Source organism: Fodinicola feengrottensis, assembly GCF_039530045.1.
Classification (GTDB): domain Bacteria; phylum Actinomycetota; class Actinomycetes; order Mycobacteriales; family HKI-0501; genus Fodinicola; species Fodinicola feengrottensis.
This window is the reverse complement of the sequence record NZ_BAAANY010000005.1, coordinates 394,605-421,249: the sequence shown is the minus strand read 5'-3', so window position 1 is coordinate 421,249 and position 26,645 is coordinate 394,605. Positions and strand designations below refer to the sequence as shown.

Here is a 26,645-nt window from a genome sequence, read left to right as displayed (position 1 = left end):
GAAGAGATGGATGGTCTCTCACCCCCATCCGATACAGCAGCGCCTCGTGGCGCACTCACAGTCATAGCAAACGTCCAGGCCAGCCCCGATGGCGACTACCCGTCGGTTGGTACGGTCGGCCCAGTCGATGCCACGAACCTCGGCGTGTTTGCGTTCCCGATCCTTGGACACCACCTGGGCGCCGTAGATCTCCAGATGCGGCAGTACGGCTTCGGGGATGCTGCCGCCTCGGCCGCTGGCGGTCATAAGGCGTAGCTCGTTGCTGCCGTCCTGGTCGGTGACAACCAGCGCCGAGATGCACTGCTCCTGAATCCATAGCTTCTGCCGTTCCGACCACACCCAGGGGACATGCCGCTGGGCGTCGCTGGCGCAGCGTCTCGTCCAATCTTGGCGTTCAGGTGCCAGGAGTTGATCGCGACCTCGGTTGTAGACACGCTGGAGCCGGGCGAAGGACTCTTCGAGACTTTCGTCCGGCATAGCGGACAGTTTGCCACGAGGTGAATGCGTAGGGTGACGATCAGTCATACACACATCGCCAGCAGCAAGAAGCGCCCCGGACTGAGGCATACTCGATGCTGTCCGTATGACACGCCCCTCCGCTGATGAGTCTGATGGCAAATAACCGCTCGCGTAGCAGGGCAAGACAAGCTGCCAGAACGGCTGCCGATGACACGCCCAACCCCTATCTGGGGTCCGCGATCATAGACATCGAGCCGACGGTGACAGGTGCTATCCGCACTTTTCGTCGTCCAGGAGATGCTGACCTTGCTGACGTGCAGCGGTCGGTACTGCGTGAGTTGACCGATGCTCAGGAACGCCGTCCACGGCTGCTCGCTGAGATCTCGGCGTGCGCGAGTGATGCAGATCCATTACTGCTGTACAGCCGTTTGGTGACACTTGCTGGAATGCGGCGAATCATGCCTGGCCCAACCGTTTTTGGCTTGGATGCAGTGCTCGAGTTCTATGGTGGCTTGGTGACTGCAATGCAGCCAGATGAGGTCGTCGCGCGTCTTGGATCTGACGATTCACCTCAGTCTTTGTATGAAATGGATAATTTACTGCGCGAGTATGCGATTGCTGAAAGACGCGTGGGAGATGGCCAGGTGCTGCTGAAAGGCGCTTCGGACTCACAGGCCGGCACTCGTCATCTGTTGGACTTCGAGCAACGATTTGATCGGATGCTTGGCTATCCAGCACAATTGCGGCCAATCTTCACCTCCATCACGGATCCACTTGAGGATAAATCACGTGCGGCCTTGGGCTTCTCGCTTGGGGACGCGTTGATGGCTGCCGATGCTTACGGTTCGGTACTGACTGAACGGCGCCTACGAGCAGCACAAGAGTGTGAGAACGCGTTCGGTTCCATTCCTCGGGATGTCGATCGCAACACCTTGGTGTGGCACTTGGCTTGCCGTACAGGGGCGCTGGCGACGTTCGGTTCTGCGCCGGTCGAGGAGGATCTCGTTGGTGTCATCGTTGAACGCGCGGGCCTTGCGAGCGCCGAAGTCGCACGGTTGGTGGCGGCCTTGACCACTCATCTGGGTAGCCAGCAAGAGCTGACCGGAATGCACGACACCAACACGTTGCGTCGGCGGTCGATCATTGCACTTCCGGATGGCCGCTGTCTCTGGGCTGTGCCAGACGATTTTATCCACGTCGCACTGGACTGGGCTGCAGAGGTATGCCAACGAGAACCTTTAATGATCAAAAGCTTCGATCGTGAAAGGCAGACGGCGTGCGAGCGCCTTACACAGCAGGCATTGGCCGGAATCTTCGGTGAAGACGATGTCCACGCTGCCGTCACTTACCCTGGTGATGGACGACCTGATATTGACGTTCTCGTCGCGTCACGTGGATGCAGCCTAGTAGTGGAGGCGAAGGGGGGACGATTTACAGACCCAGCACGCCGAGGAGCGCCTGAACGTGTCAAGAAGAAGAGCCAAGAGTTCGTGGACAAAGCCCTGGACCAGAATGCTCGGTCTATAGCGCATCTCCGAGCGGGCGCCGTTGACTTGAAAGACAAGAACAAACGGCGCATCTCCATTCCAAACTCGCCACACATTGCCTCCATGATCGTCACACTTGACCGTGTGGACCCCTTCGCGACGCACATGCCCGACGGAGGAAAACGGGCGGGTGTTCCTGTGGAGGGGACATGGTTGGTGAACCTTGCCGATCTGACCTTAGTAACCGATATTTTGCGTAATAGTGCCGAATTCTACGCCTATGCTGAAACGCGTGCCCAGGTCAATAGGATCGGTTCGCCAAGGGTCTTCGTGGAGGCTGACGCACTCGGCCACTGGTGCGAACATCGCATCACGCCCATACAGAACGAGCCTGGCGAGCTCGCGCTGTTGAGCATGTCCTCTCAAACAGTGAACGACTATTACACGTTCGTTCACTCTGACGGGGATCGCGAGCCACCCGCTCGTCCCACGAGTGGTGTGCCTGTGGAGGTCCTTGCGGCGCTTGACGATGTTCTTCGCGACGAGCCAACACGTTGGCACGGCTTGATCACAGATGTCTTCGCTCTGCCGTCAACCAGGTGGGACCTGGTCCGGAAGGCGATAAAGCGTTGCGCGGAACCGCAGTCTACGCGGCGGGCCAAGAAGCGAACTCGTCGAGCTTCTTCAGGCATTCAGCTGTCCCGGAATCTTCGCGTGGTGGTCCGGAGTCGCGACCTAGCGGCCGCAGAATCGCCGTCCTGTGATCTCGTAGTCACCGTTAGGTAAGTCGGAGGAGATAGCCCACAACGCTACTCAGCTCGTCTGCGGTCGTTTTGGCATTCGTGCGGAGAGAGTCGATGCTGCACGCTGATCAACCTCCGATACCCAGGCCGTGTAGATGCGAAGGGTCGTCGTACCTCCCCCGGAGTGACCAAGGCGGCCGCCGACGGTGCTGGGATCCACACCAGAGGTGATCAGCTCGGTCGTGCTGTAGTGGCGCAGCTGATGCAGGTGGCTGTCGATACCGAGGCGCTTGGCGAGTCGGTCGAAGCGTTGCGTTGCGGTGTCAGGCAGCGGGGGAGCGGAGCCGTCTACCGCGAGAGAGAATACGTACGCGTCCGGCGGCAACGTCATGTCGAGGGCCTTGGCGCGTTTCTCGGACCGCGCGCGTAGTTCGCGGAGCACCTCGATTGTCTCGGTGTCGAGCGCGATTCGACGCCGCTGATGTGTCTTGTTCAGCTTCTCAAACCTGCCCCCTTTCCTATGCGCGATGCTCGTACGGATCACGAGTACGCCGTTGTCGAGGTCGAGGTAGCTCGGCACGCGCCTCTTGCGGCCCTCAGATTTGTCCTCGGTCCACACCTCCTTTGGTCCCCAATGGATTGCGCACAACTCGCCTCGACGGGCACCGGATGTCATTGCTGTCCATACGAAAGCACCCCAGTCGGGATCCTTGAAGGAGGCGGTCACGAGCGATGCGGCGTCGGCAGTTGAGGGTGCTTCTGGGTTTGGCGGCGGCGGGGGAGGAGGTTCGGCGGTGTCCATCGGGTTAACCGTCACCCATTTCCACCTGCGTGCCTTTTGAAAGGCGCCGCTCAGAATCCAGTGGATCTGACGTACAGCCGACGCTGACATCGGTGTGCATCGATGCGGCAGGCATTTCCGTCGGCATGCTTTGCACGTCTCCGGTTGCGGAGGTTTGCAAGGGCTTCCTATGTGCTCATCACACTTGTGCTCACCACGCGTACGGTGATCCTTCAGTGCGCGACCGTTGCAGTGGACCTTGCATTTTCGCAGCGAGGCGTAGAAGGAGTCGATGATCTCGGAGTCGTTCTCGATGGCGGCCAGCGGCCTCGCGCCGATCAGTGGAGAGATGTGGTTGTCGATCAAGCCGCGATTGGTACGCCTGGTGGTTTCCTCCCAGTCGGCGACCTCGACGTACTTCTCGATCAACTGGTTGATGGTTGCCTTTGTCTTCGGCGCTCGCCCCTCCAGCACCTGGTTGACGACTCGGTTCAGCATCTTCTCTGCGATCTTCTGCGCGTCCGGTCCGGCGGAAACCGTCTCCTGGAAGTAGTGCTCACTGCCTGTAACCGGGTCGACCCCAGCGTAAACGCGAACTCTCAAGGCACCGCTGGGAAGAGTTGTGATGTTCCCGCGGGGGCGCGTTCGACGTGGCATGCACCAAGCGTAGACGGTTTCATGTCACGTTCCATGTCACGCGGCGTTGCGTGTCGCGGTGTTTGGGCTGGTGGGGCGGGTGGGGCTCGAACCCACGACCGACAGATTATGAGTCTGCTGCTCTAACCATCTGAGCTACCGCCCCTGGCCGCCTCGGTGACATCTGATCAAGCCTGTGACATCGTACGCGGCGAAGTGACGGCGAGAGGAGCGGTGTGCCGAGGGTTTGTTTTCTGCTGCGGGTGCGACCGGATCGGATGGCGGAGTACCGGGAGCGGCACGAGCGGGTGTGGCCAGAGATGGTGGCTGCTTTGTCGCGGGCTGGCTGGCAAAACTACTCGCTGTTCATTGACGATGACGGGCTCGTGGTGGGGTACGTCGAGACCGATGACTTCGAGCAGGCGCTGGCCGCGATGGAGAAGACCGAGGTCAACGGGCGCTGGCAGGCCGAGATGGGGGAGTTCTTCATCGGGCTGGACGGCCGGCGGCCAGATGAGGGCATGCACGTCCTCTCCGAGTACTTCCACCTTGACTGAGGCAGAGGGCGAGTCATGACCGAAGACCTTGAGCGCTCCACCATGCAGGTGGTGGGCAGGCGCCTTATTCCTTTCCTGATGCTCTGCTATTTCCTGTCCTATTTGGACCGTACGAACATCAGCATCGCCTCGCTGACGATGAACAAGAGCCTCGGGCTGACCGCCGCCGAGTACGGCCTGGGTGCCGGCCTGTTCTTCATCGGCTACTTTCTGTTCGAAATCCCCAGCAACCTGATCCTGCACCGGGTCGGCGCGCGACTCTGGATCGCCCGCATCATGGTGAGCTGGGGCGTGGTGGCGGTCGTGATGGCCGCGATCCAGGGCCCTGTCAGCCTTTATGTCGTACGGATTGTGCTCGGCATCGCCGAGGCCGGCTTCTTCCCCGGCATCATTCTCTATTTGACGTACTGGTTCCCGGCCAGCTACCGGGGCCGCGCGGTGGCCTTTTTCATGTCCTCGATCGCGATTTCCACCGCCGTCGGGGCGCCGCTGGGCGGATTGCTGCTTGGCCTGGACAAAATCGCTGGACTCGACGGTTGGCGGTGGCTCTTCGTGCTGGAAGGAGTGCCGACGGTGATCGTCGGCATTCTGGTGGTTTTCCTGTTGCCCAGCACGCCCAGGCGCGCCAAATGGCTGACCGACGACCAGCGGAACTGGCTCGTCACGCGGCTGGACGCCGAGGACGCGAAGACACGTGCCCGGCATCACATGACCGTCCTGCAAGCCATCGTGAAGCCGCGGGTGCTGGCGCTTTCGTTGATTTACTTCGCCACTGTGTTCGGTTTGTACGGGATCGGGTTCTGGCTGCCGCAGATCATCAAGAAGAGCCTGGGAATTTCCAGCAACCTGCAGGTGTCGTTGCTGACGGCTGTTCCGTACGCGATAGGGATTGTGGCGATGATCTTGTGGGGGCGGTATTGCGACCGCACCGGCCGATACGCGGTCGGTACGGCGGTGCCGATGCTGGTTGGTGGCGTGGCGCTCACCGCGTCGGCGTTCCTGACTGGCCTGCCCTGGCTGGGATACGCGGGCCTGTGTGTCTGCACTTTGGGCGTACTCATGTCATTTCCGGGTTTCTGGGGCCTGCCCAGCGCCTTCCTGACCGGCGCCGCGGCGGCCGCGGGCATCGCGACCGTGAACACCATCGGCAACCTGTCCGGCTTCCTCGGCCCGTACTGGGTCGGTTGGATGACGGACCTCTTCGGCTCCGCGAAATGGGGCCTCGTGACGATTGGGCTGGTCATGGTGGTGGGTGCGCTGGGCGCCTTCGCGTTGGGTAATAGGCCCCGAACGGCGCGGGTGTGATGTCCAAAGCTGGTGATCTGACCTGGCTGGTGGCGCTGGGTGCGGCGCTGTGGGGCACGGACGCGCTGCTCCGGCTGCCGTTGACGCACTCGTTGCCGGCGACGGTCATCGTGGTGGCAGAGCACGCGATCGTGGTTCTCGTACTGATCCCGTGGCTGCCGCGAGCTTTCCGTGCCTTCAAAGCGATGTCGGCGGTCGAGCGGTGGTGCGCGCTCGCGGTCGGCGCCGGCTCGTCGGCGCTCGCGACCTGGCTGTTCACGCTGGCATTCGGCGGCGGAGACCCGCTGACTCCGCTGGTTCTGCAGAAACTTCAGCCGTTGATCGCGATTCTGGCGGCCCGACTGTTCCTCGGCGAGCGGATTCGCGGCCGGTTCTGGTTTTTCGCCGTGCCGGCGCTGATCGGTACGTGGCTGATCGCTTTCGCCGATCCGCTGCACATTCAACTCAAGGGAGCTGAGGCGGCGCTGTTGGCGATTGGCGCGGCCGTGCTGTGGGCCGCCGGCACGGTCCTGGGCCGGCGGCTGAGCGTCGCGTACGCACCGACGACCGTGACCACGCTGCGGTACGCCGTCGGGCTGCCGGCGAGCCTGGTCATCGCGGTGATCGTCGGCGGTCCGTTCACGGTCGCGCTCGCCGACGTGCCCGGCCTGGCCGGGTTGGCGCTGATCCCCGGACTGTTGGCGCTGAGTCTCTACTACAGAGGCTTGCAGCGGACTCCAGCAGCGCGCGCGACGCTCGCCGAGCTGGCGTTCCCGCTCACCGCGGCGGTTATTGGTGTGGTGTTTCTGCACGCCCAGTTCACCATCAGCCAGTGGATCGGTGTCGCGCTCGTGGTGGCCGCGGTGACGGCGCTGGGCTGGCATGAGCGTACGAGCGCGCAGCCAGCGGTGGTCGCCGCCGAGCCGGTTCGCGAGCCGGCTGCCACCGGTTGAACAGGCCAAACGGGCTGTTTGCGGCATCAATCGGCGGCCTGTATGTCGGTTGTATCTGCGGTAGCCATGCTGTCCCTGCGCTGCTCGACGAGCGGAGGACTGCCATGCACGGGCAACTCAGGTTCCGGGACGCCGTGAAAGTGTCCCTCTCAGCAAGGAAACTGCTGGTCAGGGGAGCGGCCGCGGTCGCGATGATCACCGCTTTGGTGCTGGTGGGGGCCAGCCCGGCGTTCGCCGCGAGCGGCACGGTGCACACCGACACCGGTGTCGCGGTGACGGTTCGGTCCGGGCCGCACACCACCTCCAGCGCGGTGGGCAGCGCCGCGGACGGCACCGCCGTCACGATCGACTGCCAGGCCAGCGGCGACACGGTGACCGGCAAATACGGCACCACCGACATCTGGGACCACGTGCCCGCGCTCGGCGGGTACCTCACCGACTCGTACGTCTACACCGGCTCTGACGACCGGGTCGCGCCGGACTGCTCCGGCACCACGGTGAGCTGTTCGACGAGCGGCACTGGCGACCCGAACTCCTGCAGTGCGGCGGTGGCCTGGGCGAAGGCGCACGTGCACACCAATGACAATCCGGACTACTACAACTACTGCGACCGCATCAACGCCTGGGCGTACGGCTGGAGCGCGAGCGGTTCGACCACCGCTTATGTGCACTGGACGCAGATCCCGGCGTCGTACAAGCACCCCGGTGACAGCTCGGTGCCGGCCGGCGGGCTCGCCTTCTTCAGCAACGGCGGCGCCGGCCATACGATGATCTCGATCGGCGGCGGCAACTTCCTGTCCAACGACATCCATGGCGCTGGTACGTACACGCAGACCACCATCGCCGAGATCCGCAGCACCTGGGGCCAGACCTACGTGGGCTGGGCGCAACCCTGGTTCAAGGTCAACCACTAATCGTCACCCGGTTCTGTCCGCATGGCCTCCATGCGTGCGTCCGCCGCACGTATGGGGGCCATGCGGACGTCTGTGGGGTGACGGAGGGTAGCTTGTGGTCGACCGACTGTGGGTCGGTTGATCAAGTTTGAGTAAGGCGTACCCCATGAGATTCTTTCGGCTAGTGAAAACTTGCGTGCCGTGCAATCATGGGTGTCGTGGTACGCGAGGGGATGTACGTGCCTGGGCTGCGTGAGCGAAAGAAGCAGGCCACCAGGCAGGCACTGAGGGAGACCGCTCTGCGGTTGGCCGAGCAGCATGGGCTGGACGGGCTGACCGTCGAGGCCGTCTGCGCGGAGGTAGGCGTCTCGACGCGTACCTTCTTCAACTATTTCCCCTCGAAGGAAGACGCTCTGGTCGGCGACGGCCCGGCACTGCCGCCGGACGCCGTGGTGGACCGCATCTTCGCCGAACACGCCGCCGACGGACCGATCGCCGGTGCCTCAGCGGTGTTGTTGCACATGGTGGACACCGGCACCCAGCCCGATGTACGCCACAAGGCGCAGATGTTCGAGCGTTTCCCGACCCTGGTGCCAGCGTTGCTGGCGAAGTTCGCCGCTTTCGAGCGGAGCCTGGCCGAGGCGGTGGCCCGCAACATGGGCCCGGCGCCGCGGCCGGACTTCTATCCGGAGCTGGTCGCCGCTTGCGCGGTGACCGCGATGCGGGTAGCGGCGAAGCGGTGGAGTACGGGCGACCGCGAGGAGTCGCTCGCCTCGTACACACACGGGGTTTTCGAGGTATTCCGTAAGGAGCTGGCATGATCCGCGGCTTCGACATCGCATTTGTGGGAGTAACAAGGTGAGTTCGACCATCGACGCCGGTGATGCGGCAACGGGGCAGCATCGCGACCAGGCGACCGCAGGACAACCACTGGGACAACGGCAGCTGTTAGCGGTCGTCGGCGCCTTGATGCTGGTCGTCCTGCTCGCCGCCCTCGACCAGACCATCGTTTCCACCGCACTGCCCAAAATCGTCGGCGACCTGCATGGCCTGACCGACCTGCAATGGGTGATCACGGCGTATTTGCTGGCCTCCACGATCGTGCTGCCCATCTACGGCAAGCTCGGCGACCTGATCGGCCGGAAATGGCTTTTCCAGCTGGCGATCGTGATCTTCCTGGTCGGCTCGGCATTGTCCGGAGCCTCCCAGAACATTACCCAGCTGATCATTTTCCGTGCGCTGCAAGGTGTTGGTGGCGGTGGTCTGATGATCGGTGCGCAGGCGATCATCGGCGACATGGTCTCGCCGCGCGAACGCGGTAAATACCAGGGCCTGATCGGTGGCGCTTTCGGTGTCGCCTCGGTGGCCGGCCCGCTGCTCGGTGGATTCCTGACCGACCTCGGGCAGGGCACCTGGCGCTACTGCTTCTACATCAACATCCCGCTCGGCGTGATCGCGATGATCGTCACTGCGGTCGTCCTCAAACTTCCGCGCCGCAAGGCCACTTTCAAGCTCGACTATTTCGGCGCCGCGCTGCTTGCCGGCTTCAGTACTTGCATTGTGCTGATCACCAGCTGGGGTGGCACGAAATACGCCTGGGACTCGGGCCAGATCATTGGCCTTGGGATCGGCTCGGTAGTGCTGCTGGCGCTGTTCATCGTTGCTGAGGCGCTCGTCAAAGAGCCCATGCTGCCGCTGAAACTCTTCAAGAACAGCATCTTCGCGCTGACCAGCGTGATGGGTGTCGCTCTCGGTGTCTGTATGTTCGGCGCGCTCAGCTATGTCCCGACCTTCCTGCAAATGGTCGACGGCAAGAGTGCGACGGTGTCCGGCCTGCTGATGCTGCCGATGATCGTCGGCCTGCTGATCGCCTCGCTCGGCTCCGGCCAGCTGATCAGCCGGCTGGGCCACTACAAGACTTTTCCCATTGTCGGTACGGCCATTCTCGGCGTCGGGCTTTTTCTGCTGTCGCGTCTGGACCAGAGCAACACGATCCTGGAGAACAGCGTCTTTTTCTTCGTGGTCGGCATCGGCCTGGGCATGGTGATGCCCACGCTGATCCTGATGGTGCAGAATTCGGTGCCATTCCACGAACTCGGCTCGGCCACCTCGTCTTCCAACTATTTCCGGCAGATCGGTGGCTCGCTCGGCGCCTCGCTGGTGGGCACCTTGCTGGCCAGCCAACTGGCGGACAAGATCCCGCAGTACGTGCCGGCCGCCGCACTGAACGCGCTCGCCCAGTCCGGGCATCCGCTGGACACCAACAGCCTGACACCGACGCTGGTCCACGACGCGCTGCCGGCGGTCATTGGAAATGGCATCGTCAAGGCGTACAACGACGTCCTGCCACCGATTTTCCTCTATCTCGTACCGATTATCGGGGTAGCATTCGTTCTTTCGTTCTTCCTCAAGCAGATCCCGCTGCGTACCGCATCGCCGGCCGCCGGGCAGCCGGCGGGCGGCTCGACGCCGGCCGCGGTCGGCCCGCTGGCCGCCGCCGCACCGGTCGGTGCCGCGGTCGGTGGGGTGCCGCCGAACGGGCGGCACAGCGGCCCGCTGCCGGCCGAACGGCCACTGGTGGCCGTGGCGGCCGCGAATGAGCCGACCACGGTGTTACCGGTATCGGCCATGGCCCAGAATGGCGTCGTGCAGAACGGCGGTTCACCCCAGAACGGACAGCCGGCGTTCGCGGTGGCGCCGGTCGCGGTGGCGGCCGAGGCGCTGCACGCGTACCCGACCAGCGCGCCCAACGGCGGCGTACCCGTGCGTGGCTATGTCCGTGGCGGCGGGGCGGGGCAGCCGCCGATTCCCGGCGCGGTGCTCACCCTGATCGACTCCGCGGGCCGGCAGTTGGGCCGCGGCCGCAGCGGTCCGGACGGCGCCTTCGACCTGCCCACTCCCGGTCGGGGCAGCTATGTGCTGATCGCTCGGGCCGCCTCGCACCAGCCGCAGGCCACCCTGGTCTCGGTCGGTGACGTGCCGGCGCACCTGGAAGTGGTGCTGATCGGCACCAGCGGGCTGACCGGTGTCGTACGGGTGACCGGCGGCGGCCCGCTCGCCGGCGCGACCGTCACCATCGCTGATGGCCGTGGCGAGGTGGTCGCATCGCAGCTGACCGACGCCGACGGCGCGTACACGTTCTCCGAGCTGGTCGCCGCGACGTACACGGTAGCCATCAGCGCGGACCGGTTTCGTCCGGTCGCGGCCCTGGTGGAGGTGGCCGAGGGCGGCATGACCCAGCACGACGTGTCGTTCGCCGGCGCGGCCCGGCTGCGCGGCCACGCCCACGGTGGCGTGGGCCGGCAGCCGCTGGCGGACGCTCGCGTCACGCTGGTCGACGAGGCCGGCAACGTGATCGCGGCGACGATGACTGGCCCAGACGGCGGTTATGAGTTCGGGGATCTTCCGGAGGGCAACTACACAGTGGTGGCGACTGGTTACCCGCCGTCGGTCAGCATGCTCACGCTGAACGGCGGGAAGGAAACCGAACACGACGTATTGCTGAGTCATGACGAGCACTGATGAGCCTTAGGGAGAGCCGATGACGACGGAGCCGGTCGAGATGCGCTCGCACAGCCAGGCCGGTGGCGTACGAGCGACCATCCAGACCAGCGACGGCTGGGCGGTCTCGACCGCGATCCTGACCGTCACCGATTCCGCCGGCCGCCAGGTCGGGCGGGCGATGGCTGACGGCGACGGCGTGGTGGCCACCGGCCGACTGGACCCCGGCACGTACACGGCGATCCTCACCGCGCCCGGCTTCACCCCGTCCGCGCACACCGCGATGGTGACCGCGAGCGGCTCCGCCGAGCTGGGCACCCTGCGGCTGTCCCGGCTGCCCGGCGCGGACCTGCCGGCCACCGGCATCTGGACCATCGACCCGGCCCACACCAGCATTCTGGTCAGCGCCAGGCACATGGGCCTGACCAGCGTGAGTGGCCGGTTCACCGCCTTCGCCGGGACGATCCAGATCGCCGAGCCGCTGGAGCGGTCCTCGGTCACCGCGGTGATCGAGGCGGACAGCATCGACACCGCCAACAAGATGCGCGACGACCACATGCGATCCGCCGATTTCCTCGCGGTGGACCGTTTCCCGACCATCACGTACAGCGGCCTGGGGCTCACCGCCCGGGGTCCGGAGAAGTGGGCGCTGTCCGGCGACCTGACGATCAAGGACGTGACGAAGATGGTCACGCTCGAGCTGACCTACCTCGGCCTGCGGGTCGACCCGTGGGGAAACACCCGGCTCGGCGTCAAAGCCCTTGGCGAACTCCGCCGCGGCGACTTCTCCATCACGTACAACCAGGTCCTCGCCGCCGGCATCGACGCGGTGGGCACGACGTTGCGAGTGGAAATGGACATCCAGGCGGTCCAGGGCGACACCGTACCGTCGCTGTAGCCGCTCGCCGATGACAGCTGCCACCGGCGCGGAGACCGACCAACGGCCAGGGTTGCCGAAGCGGTTCAGTGCGTCGGTGGCGCTGGGTACGCTTCTGCAGCCGCTGAACTCGTCGATGATCGCGGTCGCGCTGGTGCAGATCGGGGTCGCGTTCCACGCCGGCAGCCAGACCCAGTGGCTGGTCTCCGGGCTCTACCTCGCGACCGCGGTGTCGGCGCCGACGGCCGGGAAGTTGGCCGACCTTTTCGGCGCCCGCAAGGTGTTTCTGACCGGGCTCGCGCTGGTCGCGGTCGTCTCGCTGCTCGCGCCGTTCTCGCCGAGCCTGGGCTGGCTGATCGCGGCGCGAGTGCTGCTGGGCATCGGCACCGGCGCCCAGTTCCCGGCCGGGGTGGCGATGATCCGCCGGATCGCGGACCAGCGCAAAGCATCCGCGGTTGGTGCGCTCGGCATCCTGTCGATCTTCGCGCAGACCTCCGCGGCGCTCGGGCCGAGCCTCGGTGGGGTGCTGGTTGGCGGCTTCGGGTGGGAGTCGATCTTCTTCGTCAACATCCCGATGACGCTCGCCGCGGCCATCTGCGTACTCAGGATGGTGCCGCCGGACGTGCCGCGCGAGATCGGCGGCTGGCGCCAGGTCGTACGAGAGATCGACCTGCCCGGGCTGATCATCTTCAGTGTCGCGATGACGGCCTTGATGCTGACTCTGCTGTCGCTGGCCGACCAGCCACAGTGGGCGCTGTTGGCGGTCGCCGTGCCGGCCTTCGCGGTCTTCGGGTGGTGGGAGCGCCGGGCCGCCACGCCGTTCGTGGACGTGCGTCTGCTCGTACGAAGCAAAGCCCTGTCCCTCACTTATGTGCGCACGCTTCTCACGTACACGGCGTTCTACGCGATCTTCTACGGCTTGCCGGGCTGGCTGGAGCAGGCGCGGCACCTGAACCCGACCGCGGTCGGTCTGGTGGTGCTGCCGATCGCGACCCTGGGCGCGCTGACGATCGTGGTCGCGACCCGGATCGCCCACCGGAAAGGTCCACGGCCGCTGCTGGTGGTCGGGTCCGCGGGCCTGCTGGTGGGCGGCCTGGCGCTCGCGCTGGCGGTCCACTCGGCCACCCCGATCGTGGTGTTGGTGCTGATCAGCGCGGTGTTGGGGGTGCCGAACGGGTTCAACAGCCTGGGCAACCAGCTGTCTGTTTACCGGGCGGCGCCGGCGGAGGCGACTGGGTCGGCGTCCGGGCTGTTCCGTACGTCCCAGTACGTCGGTGCCAACTTCGCCGCGGTCGCCATCGCGCTGGTGTTTGCCGGACCGGCGAGCGATCCAGGGTTGCACCGGATGGGCGCGTTGGTCGCCATCATCGGCGCGATCCTGCTGATCGACGCTGTCCTTATGAGACGGCGGCCCTGACCTTCACATAACAGGCGGCACTGTCGTACCATCAGCATCACAGGTATCTGGTCTGCCAGCGGGTCGTAGATCGCAGGGGAAGGCGCATCTCGACCAACCGGGAGGTCACCGTGCCTGCTCGTGGCGTGTTGTACGTCCACTCGTCGCCGTCGGCTGTGTGCCCGCACGTCGAGTGGGCGATCTCGCGCGTCCTTGGCGTGCCCGTACGTCTGGAGTGGACGGCTCAGCCGGCTGACCCCAGTACGCAACGGGCCGAGTGCCAATGGAGCGCACGGACCGGCACTGCCGGCACTCTTGCTACTGCGCTGCGCCAGTGGCCGATGATCCGTTTCGAGGTCACCGAGGAACCGACGCCTGGCGTGGATGGCGAACGGATCGCGTACGTCCCGGGTCGGGGCATCTTCCGGGCGACGATGAGCGCGACCGGCGACATCTTGGTAGGCGAGGACCGTCTGCGCGCACTTATGGCCACCGCGACGACTCCCGACGCGTTATCGCACGGCCTGGAGAAGCTGCTCGGCACGTCGTGGGACATCGACTTGGAGCCTTATCGCCATGCCGGTGACGGCGCCCCCGTCACCTGGCTTACCCAGAGCGTCAGCTAAGCGCTCGCTCGTGGGCAACGCGCAGGGCATCGGAGGCGGGGACTTCCACGTCCGGGATCACGCCGATGCCCTCCCAGTTGGTGCCCGAAACGGGGCTCACCCCGCGAGCGGTCGGGACGGTCGCCTCCAGGTGCGGGTGCAGCCGGAAGCCGACCCGGGGATGGGCGCCGCCGCCGGTACGCTCGCCGATGAGCGTCGCCCGGCCGTGTTGCTGTAGGTCGTACGACAGCTCCTCGCCGCCGGAGAAGGTGGTCGAGCTGGTCAGGACGAAGATCGGCTTGGTCCCGCCGAAACGGGCGCCGGGCACGTAAGGCGCGCTCCAGAACTGCGTGGTCCGGTCACCCTCGCGCTCGTACATGGTGATCAGGTGCGTCGACTCGTCGAACAGGTAGCCGCAGATCAGCGCCACCGTCTCCGGGTCGCCGCCGCGCAGGTCGCGTACGTCCAGGATCAGCGCGTCCGCTGACGCGACCAGTTGCATCGCCGCGGTGATCGCCGGGCCGGCGATGGTCGGCGGGAACAGGACCGGGCGCAGGGCGAGGTGCGCGACATTGCCGTCCAGTAGCCCGACCCGGCCGATGCCGTTCATCGTCACCGCCGCCTCGCGGGCCATCAGGTTCATTCCCATCTCGTCCGATGGCAGATCGGGGATTTCGTCCTCGTGGAACTTGAGCCGCAGGTGGCGATCCTGGTTGATCGACTGCAGATCCTTGGTGACCGCCGTGGACAGCTCCAGCGGGGTGCTCACGTCGTACGTACGCGATGCCAGTAAGTCGTGGATTTTCTGGCCGATGTCCGGAAAGACGTAATACTCGGCGACCAGTCGGGCGGTTTCGGCGACGATGTCGGTGCTCTTCATGGGGCCCAGTGCAGCATGCCGGTTGACAAAGTGTCAAGAACTGCAGACACTTGATGAGTGGACGAAGTAATGGAGATCACCACGCCCGAGCAGTTCAAGGCGCTCGGGCACTCGTTCCGGCAGCGACTGCTGTTCGCGCTCGGACAGCAACCGGCGACCATCAGTCAGCTCGCGAAGATTTTGTCGGCCCGCAAGGGAAACGTCGATCATCATCTGAAGGTGCTGCGGGATGCCGGCCTGGTGCGGATCGCTGAGACGCGGACGGTCAGGGGCGGCACCGAGCACTACTACCAGCGCAGTTCGCGGCGAATCCGAGTGCTCAGCCCGGAAGCCACCTCAACCGCGGCGATGTTGGCCGCGTTCGCTCAGGAACTGAGCATCGCTCCGGTCGAACCGCTGCTCAACCTGCGACACCTTCGGCTGACGGCCGCGCAGGCGGAGCGTTTGCGGAACGCGCTTGAGGGGCTGGTGGACACGGCCGAAGACGCCGGGGACGGTGAGCCTCGGTATGGAGTGCTCGTGAGCCTTTACCAGCAGCCGTAACCGTCGATGGGTGGGTCGTCGCGACCGTACGCCTCGCCAGGATCCACTGAAGTACCTGCTACGGCGTGGATTGTCGTAGTCGTCCGCAGCCCCCAACACGCAGCGTCACCCAGTCGCGGGCTTGTAGCTACTGGTAGCGAGATTCGTTGTTGATCTTGTTTACTTTGCCTACCCAAAACGGACATTGGACTGAATTATCCTTTTTGGGTAGGCGAAGTGAACAAGATCAACAAAATGTAGCGATGCAACAGCCGCCGAGCGAACCCTCCAGCACCTTTAGTCCCAAAAACCTCAGGACTTGCCAAAATTTTCGTCTACGCGCGTCCTCAAACCCACCCCCACCCGATTTTGGTGGGGGCCAATTTCATCAAGGGGTACGACAGTTTCGAGCCGTAGCGGGTATTTCCGTGGTGTCCCTCTTTGCGAGGGGTGTTAGCTGTCGATGGCGCTCATCACGTGTTTGATGCGGGTGTAGTCCTCCAAGCCGTACATGGACAGGTCCTTGCCGTAGCCGGAGTGCCGGAAGCCGCCGTGTGGCATCTCGCTGACCAGCGGGATGTGCGTGTTGATCCAGACACAGCCAAAAGCGAGCCGTTTGGCCATCCGCATCGCCCGGCCGTGGTCGTGCGTCCAGACGCTGGACGCGAGGCCGTATTCGACGCCGTTGGCCCAGCGTACGGCTTCATCTTCGTCGTTGAAGCGCTGGACCGTAATAACCGGACCAAAAATCTCGGACTGGATCGCCTCGTCGTCCTGGCGCAGCCCGGAAAGCACGGTTGGTTCGTAGAAATACCCGGCGGTGCCGACGCGGTGGCCGCCGGCGGTCAGGGTCGCGTGGTCGGGGAGCCGGTCCACGAAACCGGATACTCGCGCCAATTGGTTGGCGTTGTTGAGCGGACCATAAAGCACGTCTTCGTCGCTGGGCGGGCCGGTACGGGTCGACCGCGCCTGCTCGGCGAGGGCCGCGACGAACTCGTCATGCACGCCTGGGGCAGCCAAAACTCGGGTGGCCGCGGTGCAGTCCTGGCCGGCGTTGAAATAGCCGGCGGTCGCGATGCCTTCGGCGGCGGCCGCGATGTCGGCGTCGTCGAAAATCACCACGGGCGCCTTGCCGCCCAACTCCAGATGTGCTCGCTTGAGGTCTTTCGCGGCGGAGACGGCGACTTCGATGCCGGCGCGTACGGACCCGGTGATCGCGACCAGTTGCGGAGTAGGGTGCGAAACCAGCGCGCGGCCGGTGTCCCGGTCGCCGGTGATGACATTCAGTACGCCGGCGGGGAAAAATTCGGAAGCCACCTCGGCCAGCAGCAGGGTGCTCGCCGGCGTGGTGTCGCTCGGCTTGAGGACGATCGTGTTGCCGGCGGCCAAAGCCGGCGCGATTTTCCAGATCGCCATCAAAAGCGGATAGTTCCATGGCGTCACCTGGGCGACTACCCCGATTGGTTCGCGCCGGATGAAAGACGTGTGGCCGGCCAGGTATTCGCCCGCGGCACGGCCTTCCAGTACGCGAGCCGCTCCGGCGAAAAAGCGCAGAGCGTCCACCGCCGGCGGGATTTCCTCCGACAGCGTCAAAGCGCGCGGCTTGCCGGTGTTCTGGACCTCGGTGTCCACGAAGTCAGAAGCTCGCTTTTCCAGTGCGTCGGCCAACTTCAGCAGCGCTAGCTGCCGTTCGGCGGGGGTGGTCTCGCCCCAGGTCTGGAAGGCGTTGTCGGCGGCCTTCATCGCGCGGTCGACGTCCTCGGTGTCGGACACCGGTGCCGACCCGTACGCCGCACCGGTGGACGGGTCGATCACCTCGGCCCGGTGACCGGCCGCACTGTCCACGTACTCGCCGTTGACGAAGTTCCGCAGCTGCATGGTGCTCCTTAGATTCGGCCGCCGGCGGACTCGCCGCCGACCCGGGTGGCCAGCCACACCGGCAGCACCGAGAGGATCACCAGCGCGGCGGCCACCACGTTGATCACCGGCGCCTGGTTGGGCCGGAAGAGGTTGGAGAAAATCCAGATCGGCAGCGTGGTCACGCCCGGTCCGGCGGTGAAGGTCGTGACGATGATCTCGTCGAAGGACAGCGCGAAAGCGAGCAGCCCACCGGAGAGCAAAGCCGTACGGATCAAGGGAAAAGTCACGAATCGGAAGGTTTGGAAGACATCCGCTCCGAGATCCATCGACGCCTCCTCCAGTGATCCGCCCAGCCGGCGCAACCGCGCCAGCACGTTGTTGTAGACGATGACAATGCAGAAGGTAGCGTGCCCGACGATGACCGTGAAAAGGCTCAGCGAGATCCCGAACGGCTGCAGTACGGCCCGAAAGGCGTTGTTGAGGGCTATTCCGGTCACCACGCCCGGCAGCGCCAGCGGCAGGATGACCAGCAGTGAGATGGTGTCCCGGCCGAAGAACTTGAAGCGCTGGACGGCGAAAGCGGCCATCGTGCCGAGCACCAACGCCACCGCGGTCGCGCCGATGCCGGCCTCGACGCTGGTGAGCAGCGCCTGCAGCATGCCGGCGTTGTCGATCGTACGAGCCCACCAGTCCAAGGTGAAACCGCTCGGCGGCCAGCCGAAAGTCCGCGACGAGTTGAACGAGTTCACCACGACCACCAGCAACGGCACGTAAATCACCGCGAGGCCGAGCATCATCGCGACGAACAAAAGGATGCGGGCGCGCCTGGACAGGATCATCTGCGGCTCCTACAGGTTGTCCAGCGCGCCGGACCGGCGGACGGCCGCGAGGTAGATGACCATCACGGCGACCGGAAACAGCCCGGCCGCCGCCGCGAAGGGCAGGTTGTCCGCGGTCACCACGTTGTCGTAAATGACGTTCGCGAACAGTTGCGACTTGCCGCCGACGATCTTCACCGTGATGTAGTCGCCCAGAGTCAACGAAAAGGTGAAAATCGAACCGGCCACCACGGCCGGGAACAGCAGCGGCAGAATGACGGAGCGAAAGGTTCGCCACGCGCTCGCGCCGAGGTCGCTGGATGCCTCGATGAGCGAGTTCGGAATGCGCTCCAGACCCGCATAGACCGGCAGGATCATGTACGGCAGCCACAAATACGCCAGGGTCACGGTGGTGGCGGTCAGGCCGTAATAGGACTGACTTCCACCACCGATCATCCAGTCCAGCACGCCGGAGCCGCCGAGCATCACCCGCCACGCGTACGCCTTCACCAGGTAACTGGCCCACAACGGGGTCAGCACCGCGGCCACCAGGAATCGCTGCGCCCGCGGCGAGGCCACCTTCGCCATGAAGAAGGCCAACGGCAGCGCGATGATCGCGTCGATCACGGTGACTCCGGCGGCCACCCCGAGACTGCGGGCGGCGACCGCCAGATACGTCGGGTCGGAGAACAACGAACCGAAGTTTCCCAGCGAAAATCCCGGAACCGGGTTGCCGGTGAAGGCGTCCACGGTCCAGAAGGCGGTCAGGAACATCGCCGCGAGCGAGCCGAGATAGGCGATCACCAGCCACAGCAACGGCAACGACAGCAGCGAGCCGAGCCGCAGCAGCGGTTTTCGGTAGAGGACCCGGGAAAGCGTGGCCGTCCTCACCCCTTGATGTCCGTCCAGGCCTGGGTCCACTTGGTGTAGTCGGCGCACTTGGTGTCCGTACGACCGTCCAGGCAGGCCACGGTCGGGGTCGTCCAGTACCAGATCTTGTCCGAGTACGGCTTGTCCGCCGCGTGGAAGGTGGCGCATTCGGCGGCCATGCCCGCCTCCGCGCAGGCCTTGGACTGTGCTGGCGCCTCACCGAAATACGTCGCGACCTGAGCGTTCACCGAGGGCGAGACGATCCAGTCCAGCCACTTGTACGCGCAGGTCGGGTGCGGTGCCTTGGCCGCCACCATCCAGGTGTCCGACCAGCCGGTGGAGCCCTCGGCCGGCAGGATCGCGTTCACCTTCACCTTCTTGTCGGACGTGATCAGGTTGTTGATGACCTGCCAGGTGGTGCCGAGCACCGAGCCGCCGGACTCGAACGACTGCACCGATTTCGTGTAGTCCGACCAGTATTCGCCGACGTTCGCCTTCTGCTGCTTGAGAAGCGCGACCGCGGCGGCGAACTGCTTGTCGTCCAGCGCGTACGGATTCTTGATCCCGAGGCTTTTGTTGGTGTTCATCAGGTAAAGCGCCGCGTCGGCGATATAGATGGGGGAGTCGTACGCGGTGACTTTGCCCTTGTACGGGGAATTCGCCGCGAACACCGAGCTCCACGAGGTCGGCGCCGGCTTCACCACGTCGGTGTTGTATTGCAGCAGGTTCGCGCCCCAGCCGTGCGGGACGCCGTACGCGGTGCCACCGACCGAGTTCCACGCGCGGTTCTTCAGGAACGGGAAGATGGTCGCGTAATTGGGCACCAGTGCGGTGTTCACCGGTGCGACCGTGCCGCTGTAGACGAGTCGTAGGCTCGCGTCGCCGGACGCCGACACCACGTCATATTGGTTGGTTTTCATCAACGTGACCATTTCGTCGGACGTGCCGGCGACCTTCACGTTGACCTTGCAGCCGGTCGCCTTGGTGAACGGGTGCACCCAGTCGACCTTCGGGTCGTTCGAGCCGTCCTCCGCATAGCCGGCCCAGGCGATCACATTGACGCTGCCCTCGGGCTTGCCCAGCTTGTCGAGGGCTGCGATTTTCGGTGGTGCGCCGGAGGTTCCCGAGGTGCCGGACGACCCGCAGCCGGCGCTGGCCAGGGCCAGCCCGAGACAGGTCACCAGGATGGCGAGCTTGCGGCGATTCATTTTTCTTCCCCCTCGGTGGAAACGGACTCTGTTGCTCCAACACGTAAGGCGTGCTCGGCTTTCCAGGCCAGCCGGATCTGGTCGCCGGTCGCGGCTGGCTGGCGGGCCGCGGTGTTCGGGGTGACCACGATCATGTCGATCCCGCTGTCCAGACGTACGACCAAGCGAATTTGTGAGCCGACGTAAGCGACATCCGTGACGACACCAGAGGCGCCGCGTTCGTCCGCAGCCACCGTCGAGGAGATCTGGATCCGTTCCGGTCGCAGGCTCACGGTGGCGTCAACGCCATGCACGGCAACGGAATCCGCGCCGGTGGTCAGGTTGGCGGTGCCGACGAAACCGGCCACGAAATCGGTGGCGGGTCGCTCGTACACCTGCACCGGGGTGCCGACCTGCTCGATCCGGCCGTCCGCCAGTACGGCGATCCGGTCGCTCATGGTCAGCGCCTCCTCCTGGTCGTGCGTCACGAAAACGAACGTGATTCCGACCTCGCGCTGGATCTTTTTCAGTTCGATCTGCATTTCCTGCCGCAGCTTGAGGTCCAGCGCGCCCAGCGGCTCGTCCAGCAGCAGGACTTTGGGGCGGTTGACCAAAGCGCGCGCGAGGGCGATCCGCTGTCGTTGCCCACCGGACAGCTGCGCCGGCTTACGGCTCGCCACCTGCGGCAGCCGTACGGTCTCCAAAGCCTGCTCGGCGCGCTGGATGCGTTCCGCTTTGCGAACGCCCTTGACCTTCAGTCCGTACTCGACGTTGGCGAGCACGCTCATATGCGGAAAGAGTGCGTAGTCCTGGAAAACCGTGTTCACGTCCCGGTCGAAGGGCGCCGTCCGGCTGACATCCTTGCCGTCCAACAGAATCTGCCCGGAGGTGGGCAGCTCGAAGCCGGCGATCAACCGCAACACGGTGGTTTTCCCGGAACCCGACGGCCCGAGCAACGAGAAGAACTCGCCGTCCGCGATGTCCAGGTCGACGCCCCGGACCGCCTCGGTGCGGTCGAAAGTCTTGCGTAGCCCTCGCAACGTGATGGACGGTTCTGGCATAGACCACTCCAGGGTCGGGACTGTCCACAATGGCCGGTGGCAGCGGTGGTACGAGCGAGTGCCATGCGGCTCTGGCGGCCGGGCCAGCGACGACCTGCCCGCCCACGACGGTGCCGCCGGATGAGCGCGCCGCGGCCAGTCGGGTCAGCACTCGCCGGTCATCCGGCGGGCGTCGGTGCTGGCGGCCCGGTCGAACGCGCCGGGCCGCAACTGCGCGGCCGCCCGACAGGCCACGCGTGCGGGGACCTGCCGCATTCCGCCTCCCACAGCCAGCCCATGTGCTGGGCACGCTAGAGAATCCCGACATACCGGGTAAATGTTCACCTGCACCATGATTGCCGAGTCGCGTTGTGCATCCGTACAGTTAGCGGCCATGGCGCTGACCGTTCGGGACGTGTTGGCCGAGCCGGACCTGGGCATCGGCCTGGTCAGCGGTGAGCCGGACGCGCTGACCAGGCCGGTCCGCTGGGTGGCCGTCACCGAGCTGGCCGACCCGCGGCCGTTCCTGACCGGCGGTGAGCTGGTGCTGACCACCGGCCTGCGACAACGCGGCGCGGCGAGCCAGCGGGAGTTCGTCCGGCGGCTGGCCGAGCGGGACATCGCCGCGCTCGGTTTCGGCGTCGGGCTGAGCCATCCGCAGGTCCCGGCCGGCACCCTGGAGGCGGCCCGCGCGGCCGGCATGGTGGTGTTGGCGGTGCCGTACGAAACACCGTTCATCGCCGTCGACCGGTTCGTCGCCGATCGGGTGCTGGGGGAGCATTTTGGCCGGGTGCAACGGCTTCTGGACAACCATGACGTGCTGGCCCGGGCGCTGCTGTCCGGGCAGGGGATGGGTGCGCTGGTCGCCGCGCTGCGGCAGATGATCGACGCGCCGGTGATGGTCGCCGACCAGCAGGGCACCGTGCTTGCGTCGGCGCCAGCCAAGGCCGCCTGGCCGGTCGAGCAGCTCGGCCGGCTGAGCCGTACGGCCGCGACGCAGGACCTCACCGTCTACCCGGTCGAGGTCGAGAACTTCGTGGTGGCCTATTTATGTACGCGGCGCTCCGCGGACGTACTGCCCTACGCGGTGTCGTTGGTCGGCCTGGAGGTGGCCCGCCGCCAGGCGGTGCTGTCCGGCCAGCGCCAGCTCGCCGGGCAGGTGCTCGCCGATGTGGTACGAGGGACCGTGACGGCCGCCGACGCCGACCGGCGGCTGGGCACTTATGGCATCCAGGCGGCGGGCAGTCACGCGATCGTGCTGGCGATCCCCGAGGAGCAGCCGCGCGGCTCCGAGCTGATCCGCCGGCTCACGTACAGTCCCCTGCCGCTGCCCGAGGTCGTCACCGCCGTGGTGGACGGCAGCCTGGTGGCGGTGCTGCCGGCCGGCCAGCCCGCGGACGAGGCCGCCCACCTGCTGCATGGCCAGGTTCGTCAGCTCGGCGGGCAGGCCCGGATCGGGATCGGCGGCTGGTACGCCGGCGTGAGCGGCCTGCGGTGGAGCTATTACGAGGCGCGGGAGGCCGCGAGCCGCGGGCTTGGCGTCAACGAACGGGCTCCGATGAGCCTCTCCGGCCTGATCCTGGCCAGCGAAGACGTGCCGCTGCGCGACCTGGCCGCGGATGTGTTGCGGCCGCTGGTCGACTTCGACGCGGCTCACGATGGCGCCCTGATCGTCACGTTGCGGGCGTTTCTGGACGCGAACGGCTCGGTGGGTACGGTCGCGCAGCGGCTGATCCTGCATCGCAACACGGTCCGCTATCGGATCGCCCAGATCGAGAAGCTGACCGACCGCTCGCTCGCCGACACCGCCGACCGGGTGCAGTTCTGGCTGGCCCTGACCGCGGCCCGCCTCACGGAGTAACCCCTTGTCGGGAGGGTGCCCTGTTTGTCGCCCCCAGAGCGTCACCTTCGCGAGGATCCCGCCCAACCGGCGGCGGCGGTCGTACGTCTTAAGACCCGATGACTAACCGACAATCTGGACCCCCGCGCGCCCCGGCTGGGTGGCTGTCCCACACTGGTCCGATGCGAAGAAGTGTGCTGGTCACAGCGGTGTTGTTGGTCGGCGCGCTGGTGGTCGCCGGCTGCGGGCAGAAACCGGGTGGCGCACCGGGCCCGTCCGTCAGTCCGTCCGTCGCGTTGCCCGCCGATCCGGACGCGCGTGCCGCCGCGATCGCGTCCCGGCTGTCCGATGTGGACGCGGTCGGGCAACTGCTGGTGCCGTTCGTCTACGGGCAGGACGCGACCAGTGTTTCGGCCAGCACGGCCAAGGAAAACAACGCGAAGTACGGGGTAGCCACCCCGGCCGCGGTGATCGCGAAATACCGGCTGGGCGGGTTGATGCTGGTCCGGCAGGCCAGCGACGACCCGACCGCGGACACCAACCCGACCTCCAACGTCACCTCGCCAGCACAGATCCTGCGGCTGACTACCGGCCTGCAGACGGCCGCCACGAAGCTGCCCGCCGGCGTACCGCTGCTGATCGGCACGGACCAGGAACACGGCTCGGTCACCAGGATCCGGGACGGCGTCACGCTGCTGCCGGCTCAGATGGCGTTCGGCGCGGCCGGCCAGCCGGCCCTGACCGAAGCGGCCGCTGCGGTGTCCGGTCAGGAGTTGCGCGCGCTCGGCCTGAACGCCGACTTCGCGCCGGACGCGGATGTGACCGAGGGCGCCGACAACACCGTCATCGGCTCGCGTTCTTTCGGCAGCGACCCCACCCTCGTCGGCGAACAGGTTGCCGCGGCCGTACGAGGTTATTCCGCTGCCGGGATCGCCTCGACTCTCAAACATTTCCCGGGCCACGGACACACCAATGTGGACAGTCACGAGGGTCTGCCGATTTTGCGGCAGAGCAAGGCTTCCCTGATGGCCAACGATGTCGCGCCCTTCCAGGCGGGCATCGCGGCGGGGGCGCCGATGATCATGTCGGGTCACCTGGACGCGGAGGCGATCGATCCGGGCACGCCAGCCACCCTCAGCCACAAGGTGCTGACAGATCTTCTGCGTAACCAGTTGGGTTTCAAGGGCGTCATCATCACCGACTCCATGACGATGCCACCGGTGACGAAGAAATACGGCGAGGGTGAGGCGGCCGTGCTGGCCATCCTGGCTGGCAATGACATGTTGTTGACCCCGGAAAACCTCGGGGTCGCGCAGCAGGCGCTGCTGGCCGCGATCAAGTCCGGCCGGCTGCCACGGGCCCAGGTGAACGCGTCGGTGACCCGGATCATCGCCCTGAAACTCAAGGAAGGCGCCACCGCGCAGCCAGCGCTGTCCACTGTGGACATCGCGGCTCACCAGGCGCCGGTGGACCGGGCAGCCGCCGCTGGCATCACCCTCTACAAGGGCAACTGCTCAGGTCCACTGGTATCCGGACCGGTCGCCATCTCCGGTGGATCGTCGCAGGCTCGCGACGCGCTGGGCAAGGCACTGGAAAGCGACGGCATCACCACGTCGGCCACCGGCACGAGCCGGATTTTCCTGACTGGGTACGGGGACACCAAGGCGGACCTGCAAGCCGCCGACGTCACGGTCGCGACGGATTCCCCGTACTTGCTGGGATCCGCTCGCTCCAAGACCTTGCTGGCCACCTACGGCACCGCGCCGGCCTCGATGCGGGCGCTCGCGGCCGTGCTGGCCGGCAAGGCGAAAGCCCCCGGCCAGTCCCCGGTCAAGGTCACCGGCCTGCCCGCCACCGCCTGCTGATCACCGTTGGGTGTCCTTTGTGGACGGTGTCGAGTCGATCAACCGGAACAGGCTGTCGCGGATGGACAGGCGTTCGGCGCGGTCCAGGGTCAGGGTGCCCAGTGCCTGGTTGAGCCAGAGGCCGTCGAGGGTGAGCTGGACGACCAGCGCGGTGCCGGCGTCCGCGCCCTGCGCGAGCGCGGCCCCTATCGTACGAGTGTTGGCGGCGCGGGCACCGTCGAGAATGGCCGGATTGTCGTCGGCGGCAAGTAACAGCACCCGCAGCAACGCGGACATCCGGTCCGCGTCCGCGCCCTCGGCCAGCACGCCCCACTCGACGTAGCGCCGGAGCCAGTCCCCGTCGCCGGCATGCTCGGCGATCGTGCGGCCCACCTCGTCGTGCAGGTATTCCACGACGGCGCCGAGCAGGCTGACCTTTGTCTTGAAATGGTAGAAAAAGCCGCCCTTGCTGATGCCGGCCTCGGCCGCCACCAAGTCGACACTCAGCCGACTGACGCCGTCGCGGGTGATGACTCGTACGGCGGCGTCCAGGATCTTCGCGCGGGCGTTCTCGTACTGACGGGGGGCCACGGTCGCATACTACACCGACTGGTCGGTATACTCTCGGTCGGCGTCCAGAACGGCGCTGAAGGCACGTTGCACGTGGCTGCGCCAACCGCCGTTCATGATCCGCCGGGACAGCTGGTGGGTAGCGTTGTCCGGGTCGAAGCCGCGGTGTTCCAGCAGCACCCGGGTGCCGCGGCCGTCCGGCGTCAGGTCCCAGGTCACCGTGCTGTCCAGCGTGTTGACGCCCTGCCCGCCCCGCCAGCTGATGCTCAGCCGTCGCAGCGGCACCAGCTCCAGGACCTCGCAGGCGATGTCGCCGGAGAACTCGACCTGGTCGACCGGGCGCGTCTTCATGGTGAACTTGTGCCCCACTCGGGGCTCGAAGTCGTTGGGCATCAGCCAGCGTGCCATCAGCTCCGGGACGGTGAGGACCCGCCAGACCCGTTCGACCGGGTGTGGAAAGAACTGGTCTACCTGGATCGTGGTCAGGTCCTCGCTCATGTGTCGTCCTCGTTTTCCGCTATCTCATCCAAAACCGAGCCCATCGCGGTCAGCCGGTCGCGCCAGAAGCGTTCGTACGGGCTGAGCCACTCCTGTAACTCGTGCAGCGGCCCCGCATCCACGCCGTAGTAGCGAAACCGGCCGTCCCGGCGCTCTTCGACCAGGCCGCAGTCCCGCAACACCTTCAGGTGCTCGGAAACGCTGGGACGTGCCATGTCGAACCGGGCCGCGATGTCGGCCACCGTCCGCGGACCCCGCAGGAGCAGATCCAGCACGTCTCGCCGAGTGGGGTTCGCCAGTGCCCCGAACACCCGGTCGGTGACCGAGTCCTTGGCCCGCTGCGGCATGCGAACCCCTTTCGCTTGAGGGGTCCGATATTAAGTAGGAAGTGTCCTACCTGTCAAGAAGAAGGTCGCCGTGACGGCTTCGACCGGAGGGAGTCGGCGAAGCCGTCACGGCGAGTGTGGAGTCGCTTAATCGCGAAGTCCCCGCGAAAAGAGTATCGGCGGCCCGCCGAGAACGGAATAATTTTGGACGTACTGGT

General features: G+C 65.7%; 24 protein-coding genes and 1 tRNA gene. 13 read left to right on the top strand and 12 right to left on the bottom strand.

Going from position 1 to position 26,645, the window contains the following annotated elements; all coding sequences use genetic code 11:
- Window positions 1-18: 18 nt before the first annotated feature.
- On the bottom strand, window positions 19-339 hold the full coding sequence (locus ABD301_RS08150) for a hypothetical protein (RefSeq protein ID WP_163566562.1): 321 nt from the start codon (window positions 337-339) through the stop codon (window positions 19-21).
- A gap of 263 nt (window positions 340-602) precedes the next feature.
- Between ABD301_RS08150 and ABD301_RS08145 the strand changes: the two genes are divergently transcribed.
- Window positions 603-2,732 (top strand): hypothetical protein, encoded by a 2,130-nt coding sequence (locus tag ABD301_RS08145; protein ID WP_344308582.1) that lies wholly within the window; start codon window positions 603-605, stop codon window positions 2,730-2,732.
- A gap of 27 nt (window positions 2,733-2,759) precedes the next feature.
- On the opposite strand, the gene ABD301_RS08140 is transcribed toward ABD301_RS08145, so the two are convergent.
- Both ABD301_RS08140 and ABD301_RS08135 read right to left on the bottom strand, forming a co-directional pair.
- Window positions 2,760-4,127: a tyrosine-type recombinase/integrase gene (locus tag ABD301_RS08140; RefSeq protein ID WP_344308580.1), complete on the bottom strand. Its 1,368-nt coding sequence runs from the start codon at window positions 4,125-4,127 to the stop codon at window positions 2,760-2,762.
- 68 nt (window positions 4,128-4,195) lie between these two features.
- A tRNA-Ile gene (locus ABD301_RS08135) sits at window positions 4,196-4,272 on the bottom strand.
- A gap of 70 nt (window positions 4,273-4,342) precedes the next feature.
- On the opposite strand from ABD301_RS08135, the gene ABD301_RS08130 reads away from it, so the two are divergent.
- The 9 genes from ABD301_RS08130 (at window position 4,343) to ABD301_RS08090 (ending at window position 14,193) form a co-directional block, all read left to right on the top strand.
- Window positions 4,343-4,663 (top strand): L-rhamnose mutarotase, encoded by a 321-nt coding sequence (locus ABD301_RS08130; RefSeq protein WP_344308578.1) that lies wholly within the window; start codon window positions 4,343-4,345, stop codon window positions 4,661-4,663.
- A gap of 15 nt (window positions 4,664-4,678) precedes the next feature.
- Entirely contained in the window at window positions 4,679-5,968 is a 1,290-nt protein-coding gene (locus tag ABD301_RS08125; protein ID WP_344308576.1) for an MFS transporter, read from the top strand.
- On the top strand, window positions 5,968-6,900 hold the full coding sequence (locus ABD301_RS08120; RefSeq protein ID WP_344308574.1) for a DMT family transporter: 933 nt from the start codon (window positions 5,968-5,970) through the stop codon (window positions 6,898-6,900). Before ABD301_RS08125 ends, ABD301_RS08120 begins: the two co-directional genes overlap by 1 nt.
- Before the next feature lie 104 nt (window positions 6,901-7,004).
- The gene (locus tag ABD301_RS08115) at window positions 7,005-7,814 is read left to right on the top strand and encodes a hypothetical protein (RefSeq protein ID WP_279578873.1); all 810 of its coding nucleotides are present in this window, start codon (window positions 7,005-7,007) and stop codon (window positions 7,812-7,814) included.
- Window positions 7,815-8,002: 188 nt separating this feature from the next.
- Window positions 8,003-8,614, top strand: a complete 612-nt coding sequence (locus tag ABD301_RS08110; protein WP_163566565.1) for an acyl-CoA-like ligand-binding transcription factor — start codon at window positions 8,003-8,005, stop codon at window positions 8,612-8,614.
- A gap of 37 nt (window positions 8,615-8,651) precedes the next feature.
- Window positions 8,652-11,315: an MFS transporter gene (locus ABD301_RS08105; protein ID WP_344308571.1), complete on the top strand. Its 2,664-nt coding sequence runs from the start codon at window positions 8,652-8,654 to the stop codon at window positions 11,313-11,315.
- 19 nt (window positions 11,316-11,334) lie between these two features.
- A complete protein-coding gene (locus ABD301_RS08100; protein WP_163566569.1) occupies window positions 11,335-12,192 on the top strand; it encodes a YceI family protein in 858 nt (285 codons plus the stop codon).
- A gap of 10 nt (window positions 12,193-12,202) precedes the next feature.
- Window positions 12,203-13,588: an MFS transporter gene (locus ABD301_RS08095; RefSeq protein ID WP_344308569.1), complete on the top strand. Its 1,386-nt coding sequence runs from the start codon at window positions 12,203-12,205 to the stop codon at window positions 13,586-13,588.
- A 110-nt stretch (window positions 13,589-13,698) separates the two neighbouring features.
- Window positions 13,699-14,193 (top strand): DUF3145 domain-containing protein, encoded by a 495-nt coding sequence (locus ABD301_RS08090; RefSeq protein WP_163566572.1) that lies wholly within the window; start codon window positions 13,699-13,701, stop codon window positions 14,191-14,193.
- On the opposite strand, the gene ABD301_RS08085 is transcribed toward ABD301_RS08090, so the two are convergent.
- Window positions 14,186-15,052 (bottom strand): S41 family peptidase, encoded by an 867-nt coding sequence (locus ABD301_RS08085; RefSeq protein ID WP_344308567.1) that lies wholly within the window; start codon window positions 15,050-15,052, stop codon window positions 14,186-14,188. The two genes, ABD301_RS08090 and ABD301_RS08085, sit on opposite strands and share 8 nt — an antisense overlap.
- Window positions 15,053-15,109: 57 nt before the next feature.
- On the opposite strand from ABD301_RS08085, the gene ABD301_RS08080 reads away from it, so the two are divergent.
- Window positions 15,110-15,595: an ArsR/SmtB family transcription factor gene (locus tag ABD301_RS08080; protein WP_279578880.1), complete on the top strand. Its 486-nt coding sequence runs from the start codon at window positions 15,110-15,112 to the stop codon at window positions 15,593-15,595.
- Between the two features lie 432 nt (window positions 15,596-16,027).
- Here ABD301_RS08080 and ABD301_RS08075 read toward each other — a convergent pair whose 3' ends face one another.
- The 5 genes from ABD301_RS08075 to ABD301_RS08055 are packed head-to-tail and all read right to left on the bottom strand — an operon-like array spanning window position 16,028 to window position 21,370.
- Entirely contained in the window at window positions 16,028-17,452 is a 1,425-nt protein-coding gene (locus ABD301_RS08075) for a gamma-aminobutyraldehyde dehydrogenase (RefSeq protein ID WP_344308563.1), read from the bottom strand.
- An 8-nt stretch (window positions 17,453-17,460) separates the two neighbouring features.
- Window positions 17,461-18,273 (bottom strand): ABC transporter permease, encoded by an 813-nt coding sequence (locus tag ABD301_RS08070; protein WP_163566574.1) that lies wholly within the window; start codon window positions 18,271-18,273, stop codon window positions 17,461-17,463.
- Window positions 18,274-18,282: 9 nt separating this feature from the next.
- Window positions 18,283-19,143, bottom strand: a complete 861-nt coding sequence (locus tag ABD301_RS08065) for an ABC transporter permease (RefSeq protein ID WP_344308561.1) — start codon at window positions 19,141-19,143, stop codon at window positions 18,283-18,285.
- Entirely contained in the window at window positions 19,140-20,330 is a 1,191-nt protein-coding gene (locus ABD301_RS08060) for an ABC transporter substrate-binding protein (protein ID WP_163566706.1), read from the bottom strand. The genes ABD301_RS08065 and ABD301_RS08060 overlap by 4 nt, the downstream gene beginning before the upstream one ends.
- Window positions 20,327-21,370, bottom strand: a complete 1,044-nt coding sequence (locus tag ABD301_RS08055; RefSeq protein ID WP_344308559.1) for an ABC transporter ATP-binding protein — start codon at window positions 21,368-21,370, stop codon at window positions 20,327-20,329. The genes ABD301_RS08060 and ABD301_RS08055 overlap by 4 nt, the downstream gene beginning before the upstream one ends.
- 373 nt (window positions 21,371-21,743) lie before the next feature.
- Between ABD301_RS08055 and ABD301_RS08050 the strand changes: the two genes are divergently transcribed.
- Window positions 21,744-23,210, top strand: a complete 1,467-nt coding sequence (locus tag ABD301_RS08050) for a PucR family transcriptional regulator (protein ID WP_344308557.1) — start codon at window positions 21,744-21,746, stop codon at window positions 23,208-23,210.
- Between the two features lie 161 nt (window positions 23,211-23,371).
- Entirely contained in the window at window positions 23,372-25,054 is a 1,683-nt protein-coding gene (locus ABD301_RS08045; RefSeq protein WP_344308555.1) for a glycoside hydrolase family 3 protein, read from the top strand.
- Here ABD301_RS08045 and ABD301_RS08040 read toward each other — a convergent pair whose 3' ends face one another.
- From ABD301_RS08040 to ABD301_RS08030, 3 genes are read right to left on the bottom strand one after another with little or no spacing between them, the layout of a single operon-like run.
- Window positions 25,055-25,624 (bottom strand): TetR/AcrR family transcriptional regulator, encoded by a 570-nt coding sequence (locus tag ABD301_RS08040; RefSeq protein WP_344308553.1) that lies wholly within the window; start codon window positions 25,622-25,624, stop codon window positions 25,055-25,057.
- 9 nt (window positions 25,625-25,633) lie between these two features.
- The gene (locus ABD301_RS08035) at window positions 25,634-26,101 is read right to left on the bottom strand and encodes an SRPBCC family protein (RefSeq protein WP_344308551.1); all 468 of its coding nucleotides are present in this window, start codon (window positions 26,099-26,101) and stop codon (window positions 25,634-25,636) included.
- On the bottom strand, window positions 26,098-26,448 hold the full coding sequence (locus tag ABD301_RS08030; protein WP_344308549.1) for an ArsR/SmtB family transcription factor: 351 nt from the start codon (window positions 26,446-26,448) through the stop codon (window positions 26,098-26,100). The genes ABD301_RS08035 and ABD301_RS08030 overlap by 4 nt, the downstream gene beginning before the upstream one ends.
- Window positions 26,449-26,645: the final 197 nt, after the last annotated feature.